Annotated in this window: 5 protein-coding genes; 2 read left to right on the top strand and 3 right to left on the bottom strand. The window is 48.4% G+C overall.

Going from position 1 to position 6,590, the window contains the following annotated elements:
• Window positions 1-143: 143 nt before the first annotated feature.
• The gene (gene gcvH, locus JGK20_RS32035; RefSeq protein ID WP_293184463.1) at window positions 144-533 is read right to left on the bottom strand and encodes a glycine cleavage system protein GcvH; all 390 of its coding nucleotides are present in this window, start codon (window positions 531-533) and stop codon (window positions 144-146) included.
• A gap of 60 nt (window positions 534-593) precedes the next feature.
• Between gcvH and JGK20_RS32040 the strand changes: the two genes are divergently transcribed.
• Window positions 594-1,421, top strand: a complete 828-nt coding sequence (locus JGK20_RS32040; RefSeq protein WP_293233501.1) for an alpha/beta hydrolase — start codon at window positions 594-596, stop codon at window positions 1,419-1,421.
• A gap of 174 nt (window positions 1,422-1,595) precedes the next feature.
• On the opposite strand, the gene JGK20_RS32045 is transcribed toward JGK20_RS32040, so the two are convergent.
• Together JGK20_RS32045 and JGK20_RS32050 are read right to left on the bottom strand one after the other, a co-directional pair.
• A complete protein-coding gene (locus tag JGK20_RS32045; protein ID WP_293233503.1) occupies window positions 1,596-3,890 on the bottom strand; it encodes a phosphodiester glycosidase family protein in 2,295 nt (764 codons plus the stop codon).
• 282 nt (window positions 3,891-4,172) lie between these two features.
• Complete coding sequence (locus JGK20_RS32050; protein WP_293193262.1) at window positions 4,173-4,385, bottom strand: hypothetical protein; 213 nt, start codon at window positions 4,383-4,385, stop codon at window positions 4,173-4,175.
• Between the two features lie 136 nt (window positions 4,386-4,521).
• Here JGK20_RS32050 and JGK20_RS32055 point away from each other — a divergent pair.
• A partial coding sequence (locus JGK20_RS32055) for a glutamate synthase central domain-containing protein (RefSeq protein ID WP_293233505.1) occupies window positions 4,522-6,590 on the top strand: 2,069 nt, incomplete at its 3' end.

A 6,590-nucleotide genomic window follows, 5' to 3' on the forward strand; every position in this document is an offset into this window, starting at 1 on the left:
CAAATAGTCTCGTGCGATCGCCCGAGTTGCGGACAAAGCTACCCAAATAGTCAAGGATGGGTAGCTTTGTCCATAAATTAAGTTACAGTTTCAAACCCCATGCCCTGTTTGGCCCATGCCCCATGCCCTGTTTGCCCCATGCCCTACTCCCCTTCTACCATTTTGCGATAGTCTTGAACCGACAAAGCATCATCCGCATCGCTAGCGTTGTCAACGCGCACTTTCAGAAACCAGCCAGCGCCGTAGGGATCTTCTGCCAAGTTTTCGGGAGACTCTATAATGTCATCATTGCGTTCTACGACTGTACCAGTCACAGGCGCTTTCAAGTCTTCAACTGCTTTCACTGACTCGACTGTACCGAATGGTTCGCCCTTTTCCAACCCTGCACCGACTTCAGGCAAATCTAGAAACACAATATCACCGAGTTGGTCAACTGCAAAGGAACTGATGCCGATCGTGGCTATTTCCCCTTCGAGTCGGATGTATTCGTGAGTGTCTAGGTATTTTAGGTCATCGGGGTATTGTAGTGCCATGTTTTTTCTCGCAATGAACAAAGTCTCAATTAAATCTTATTAAATTATGGGCATTGAGTTATGGCAAATTGGAATAAAAAAAATATGAACCTTTTACTTTTCGGGGAATTCTCTGTCCAACGAGTCTTTAGCTCTATAATTTTTATCTACGCTTTTCTGTGTCTTTACGCAGTCTTTTTTTCAGACAGGTTGATTTTTCAACCTCCCGCTGCTGGCTACCAGGATACCAGCGAAATCATTAAACTTAGCTCAGCTAATGGTCTGAAAATTTCTGCTGTTCATTTTCCGAACCCCCAAGCCCAATATACCATACTTTACAGTCACGGCAATGCAGAGGATTTGGGATATATTTGGTCGGTTTTGCGAGAGATTCGAGATAGCGGGTTTGCTGTATTTGCTTACGATTATCAAGGTTACGGTACGAGTCAGGGAAAGCCTTCTGAGTATAATGTTTATCGCGATAGTTCGGCGGCTTACGGTTATTTAACCGAACAGTTGCGAGTTCCGCCTAAGCAGATTATTCTGTACGGACGTTCTGTTGGTGGCGGGCCTGCTGTTGATTTGGCTGCGCGGCAATCTGTGGGCGGTTTGGTGGTTGAAAGTTCGTTTGTTTCGGTTTTTCGGGTGTTGACGCAGATTCCGCTTTTGCCGTTCGATAAGTTTTTGAATGTTGATAAAATTGGTAAAGTACGATCGCCCGTTTTAGTAATTCACGGTAAGGCAGATCGGGTGGTGCCGTTTTGGCACGGAGAGCAGCTTTTTGCGGCTGCTAAGCAGCCGAAACTTAATTTTTGGGTCGATCGCGCCGGACACAACGATTTAATGGAGGTCGCTGGCGATCGCTATGCTACAACTTTGCGAAGGTTTGTTCGCGCGATCGCCAATTAAGTTTGCAGTCAGGACTTGAGTCCTCAGAAAGAAGGACTGATATCGTTTCCGGTTGCATCGGAATGATTTAACCGCAGAGAACGCAGAGGACACAGAGAGAATAGAGAGATTAACAATTCCCATGCTACCGGATTTGATATGAAGTCCGAACGATCGAACCTTTTTTTGATTGATTTATGGTTGGATGAAAATGCCGATCGCATTATGGACTCTCGCAGCAGTAGACGGCGGGCGATCGAGCAAACTGCCTCCCAAATACAAACTTGTCGAACTTCCCCCATCCAAGTTTAAAGCCTCCACAGCACCCATTTGCTGCAATATCTGCGCCAGTTCCGCGAAATTTGGGCCGGCCCCGCCCGCGCGATTGTGCACCGCTACAATTAGCAAATTCCCCGCAGCAGTTCGCCCGATCGCACTCCGAATCGCTGTCTGTCGAACATACGCATCGCTAAACCCTTCCGCCTTCGCATCCACAGCCACTCGACTGTTTTGTACCAACACCGGCCCGCCACCGAGAATGTAGGGAAAGCGGTTGAAATCTGCCGGAATTGTATTAGTTTCTAAACGCAATAAATTTCCTGCTAGCAATTGGGATGCAGGGGACAAATCGGAACGCAAAGCTAAAATATAACCGTTCCCTGGAATTGGAAAATTGGTTTTTCCCGTGGCACCTCCGGGGGATTGACTGACAACTCTATCGCCCGCAACTGTGACAACTATTTCATCGTCGGAAAACGGAGTATAAGTCCCTCCCCAATCGGGATTGTAACGACCGATTCCAGATTCCACGTAGGCACTATTTAACTGGGAAATAGATAAACGTTGATTCGCAGAAGTTATCAAAGTTTCTTGCAAAGTTAAACGATCGATCGCAAATTCGCCTCGATCGTTCCAAGCGATCGCCCCGCGATTCAATATCGGCCCGGAAAGCCATTTAGTATCCCGCCGAATCGCACCTAAAGCTAGTCGATTGATGCGATTGAAAAATCCCGCATTAATTGCAGCAGCCGTTCCCGAAAGTTCCGCTGTTTGTAATAAAGGTGCACTACCTTTCTCTGTCGGCGGATTGCTCAACAACGGTCGAATTTTCACACCGGATTGACGCGGATTTATTTCTAAGGAGTATACGGGGAAACGAGCAGTTCCTAATTTTTGATACTGCTGTCTCCATCGCACGCCCGCCGCCCAAGCAATGTCTTTTTCTACTAACGAGTCTGGGCGAATGTCGATTACTAATCGATGGGGATTTCCTAAACTGAAAACTTGCGGCCGCCAGCCTAAGGGAATTTGTACTTTTACTCTGGTTTGATTCCCCGCAGGTTCGATTTTTAGCGATCGCAATTGCTGACTGGTTGCAAAAATGCGATCGCCCAAAGTGCGATCGACTTTGGCATCGATCGCGATCGACCATTCTTGACTGGCGATCGCCTGTACGGGTGCTAGCGGCTGCGAGAATGCTGGTTTTGTCGGGTCGTCTGGTGTTTCGAGGTTTGGTGTTACGGGGCTGACCTGCAAAGGGATAGCGGGTTTTGTGGGGTCGTCTGTTGGTGATGGGCTGGGTGTATCCACAAAGTTAACTTGCCACGGGGCGGCGCGATCGAGATCGAGAACAATGCGATCGCCCGTTTCTCTGGCTGCTTGCCGAATTCCGGTGACATTTGCGGTTTGAGTGGTGATTTTTAGGAGATTATTGTCGATCGATATTTGCCAACCGGCAAGTTTAGCAAAATCGGTAATATCTAAGTAACGATACGCACCAGTCGATCGCACTGTCAAACTTTGAGCATTACTTAAAGATACGGAAAACCACTGTACAGGTTGTTTGGTACTGTCGGCGGTGGACAGCAAATCGACTCCGGCAGATTGCATTAAGCCAATGTCGGCAATCCAAGTTCGGATGTTCGCAGAATTGCTGTTTGTTGGCTGTTGAGTCCAAGCTAAGGGAATGATCCGCCCGTTGAGGGAGATTTGGCGACCTTGTTTGATTGTGGCAACTGGCGGTATAGATTGAGTCATCAGTTTTAACTCAGACTTTGCACTATTCTTGGACAGAGGCAAGATGCCTGTGCCACTATCCATCAAGCTATTTGTGGGGTGGGCATCTTGCCCGCCCCCAGAGGCCACAGGCAAGATGCCTGTGCCACTATTTATCAAGCCTTTCTTTGTGGGGTGGGCATCTTGCCCGCCCCCAGAGGCCACAGGCAAGATGCCCCCAGAGGCCACAGGCAAGATGCCTGTGCCACCATTTATCAAGCCTTTGTTTGTGGGGTGGGCTTCTAGCCCGCTCTTTTGGGCCACAGGCAAGATGCCTGTGCCACTCCGACTCTCTTGGGCTGTTGCAGATTGATTCCAGACTGAGTACAGAAGGATCGTCGCCAGTACGGGTGAAATCGACACTGACAATATCCAGGGCCAAACACTCGATCGCCTTCTGTTAGCTGCTACTAGCCGTTTTTGTCTAATGTGCATTTTTTTATTCTGGAAACCTAAAACCATTAACCTTCAAAAACGCCTGTCTTATAGCACAACGGTAAAAAATTCTAATTTTATTGGATAATCTTAATTTCTTTGGCTGTGTAGTTGGCTGTAGTTAGTTGCATAATATTAAGGCAGGGTTTAATTAGTTGTGAGCCTCGCTGCTACAACACTACTTGCACCTACTCACGCCCGCGAGCAGGTGTCTTTTATGTCTGGGGCGCTGACGAAAGCAACTAAACACCGCAGTGAACAAAATAAAGCTAAAGTTACTATTTACTGATGTTCGCTGCAAGGCGATCGAGCGGACTCAGGAAAAAACACGCAAAAAACTCGATCGCCCCCAATATATCTAGTTGCAGGGCGGCAATTTATCAAAGGATCGCTGCTTTTTAACCGCAGCGTATTTTGCGAGATATCTCCGAAGCGATGCGATCGAGATAATTTAAAATCTCCAAACAGGGTTTCCGCGTTACGTACAGGAAGCATCTACGTAAATTTTTATCGAATCAGCTTGCTATGTGCTGTTTTAAGATTTACTAGACTCCCACCGCTCGGCAGCATTCTCTCTCCGAGCTATAAAAACAAATCAACCACACAATCACAGAAATAACATTCAATCAACATGGGTAACACGATCGATCTAAACAGCAACGTGCATCAAACTGAGCGAGGAACTCCATTTGCCGGCCAAAACTGGTTAGTGGAAGAAAGAGATGCCTGCGGTGTGGGGTTTATTGCCAATCAAAGCGGCGAAGCTACGCACTCACTTATTCAAAAAGCCCTCCCAGCCTTAACTTGTCTGGAACATCGCGGCGGTTGCAGTGCAGACTCCGATTCTGGCGACGGCGCAGGTTTGATGACTGCAATTCCTTGGGAATTGTTGCATACTTGGTTTGCCGAACAGGGAATTGTGCCTCCACCACAGGAAAACTGCGGGGTAGGAATGATGTTTCTGTCTCAAGATGAAAGTCAAGCCAATACCGCGCGGCAGGTGGTTGAGGAAGTTGTGAAAGCACGCGGTTTCACTGTGGTGGGATGGCGCAAAGTTCCCGTTGTACCGTCGGTTTTGGGCCCGCAAGCACGAGAAAATCAACCTCAAATTGAACAAATCATCGTAAGTTCACCGAATTTGCAGGGAGATGAGCTCGACAGACAGTTATTTCTCGCCCGCCGCACGATCGGACACTCGCTATCGGATCGCCCAGGCTTCACCCGCCAAGACTTTTATAGTTGCTCTTTTTCTTCCCGCACGATCGTCTATAAAGGCATGGTGCGATCGGCAATACTCGGAGAATTTTACCTCGATCTGAAAAATCCCGCTTATAAAAGCGCCTTTGCCGTCTATCACCGCCGCTTCAGCACCAACACCATGCCCCGCTGGCACCTAGCCCAACCCATGCGCTTGCTGGGACACAACGGCGAAATTAATACGCTGTTGGGCAATATTACCTGGATGAAAGCGCGACAAGCCAATTTATCTCACCCGAATTGGACTCAAGCCGACATCGACACCTTCAATCCCATTGTCAACTCCGAAAGCAGCGATTCGGCAAACTTGGACAACGTGATGGAAATGTTGGTGCACTCGGGCCGATCGCCCCTGGAATCGCTGACAATTATGGTGCCCGAAGCCTATAAAAATCAGCCGGATTTGGTTCCCTATCCCGAAATTGTCGATTTTTACGAATATTACAGCGGTATTCAAGAACCTTGGGATGGCCCGGCGCTGTTGGTATTTAGCGATGGCAAGCAAGTAGGTGCTACGCTCGATCGCAACGGTTTGCGTCCAGCCCGCTACTGCATTACTAAAGACGGTTTGGTAATTGTCGCCTCCGAAGCCGGAGTTGTCGATATTCCCGAAGCAGATATCGTCGAAAAAGGCCGCTTGGGGCCCGGACAAATGATTGCAGTGGACTTGCAAACCAAGGAAATTCTCAAAAATTGGCAGCTAAAACAGCGGATTGCGAAGCGGCACCCCTACGGCGAATGGCTCAAACAACACCGCGAAACCTTGCAACCGCAGCCTTTTGCCGAAACCGCAACCCTCGACTCGCAAGCCCTGTTAGCCACCCAAACTGCTTTTGGCTACACCGCCGAAGATTTGGATATGGTAATTGTGGAGATGGCAAGTTCTGGAAAAGAACCGACTTTCTGCATGGGCGATGACATTCCCTTAGCTGTGTTGTCAGAAAAGCCTCAGTTACTTTATAACTATTTCAAACAGCGGTTTGCTCAAGTGACAAATCCGCCGATCGACCCCCTGCGCGAGGGGATGGTGATGTCGCTGACAATGAATATGGGTTTGCGCGGCAATTTACTGCAAGCAACACCGGAAAATGCCAAGCTGCTCAAAATTGATTCCCCCGTACTCAACGACGGTGAACTGTCTTTCTTGAAAGACCAAAAGTCTTTCCCTGCAAAGCAACTGTCAACTCTTTACAAAATTACTTCCGGGCCTGCTGGTTTGCAAAGCGCAGTCGAGCAACTTTGTCAAGATGCTGTGGAGGCAATTCGATCGGGCGCAAGAATTCTGATTTTGAGCGATCGACCATCGCAGGAAAAAGGCGAATCTGCTGCTGTGGGATTGAGTGATGAATGCACTTACATTCCCCCCTTGCTAGCAGTTGGTGCAGTTCACCACCACTTAATTAGCGTCGGGATGCGGATGCAAACTTCGCTGGTTGTGGATAC

Origin of the sequence: Microcoleus sp. PH2017_05_CCC_O_A (assembly GCF_020738785.1) — a bacterium.
GTDB lineage: Bacteria > Cyanobacteriota > Cyanobacteriia > Cyanobacteriales > Microcoleaceae > Microcoleus.

Bases quoted from the DNA above. Each gene is read 5' to 3' on its own strand.
- JGK20_RS32050 (WP_293193262.1), bottom strand. From the start codon at position 4,385: ATGCTTCCTGTACGTAACGCGGAAACCCTGTTTGGAGATTTTAAATTA.
- JGK20_RS32040 (WP_293233501.1), top strand. From the start codon at position 594: ATGGCAAATTGGAATAAAAAAAATATGAACCTTTTACTTTTCGGGGAA.
- gcvH (WP_293184463.1), bottom strand. From the start codon at position 533: ATGGCACTACAATACCCCGATGACCTAAAATACCTAGACACTCACGAA.
- JGK20_RS32045 (WP_293233503.1), bottom strand. From the start codon at position 3,890: ATGCACATTAGACAAAAACGGCTAGTAGCAGCTAACAGAAGGCGATCG.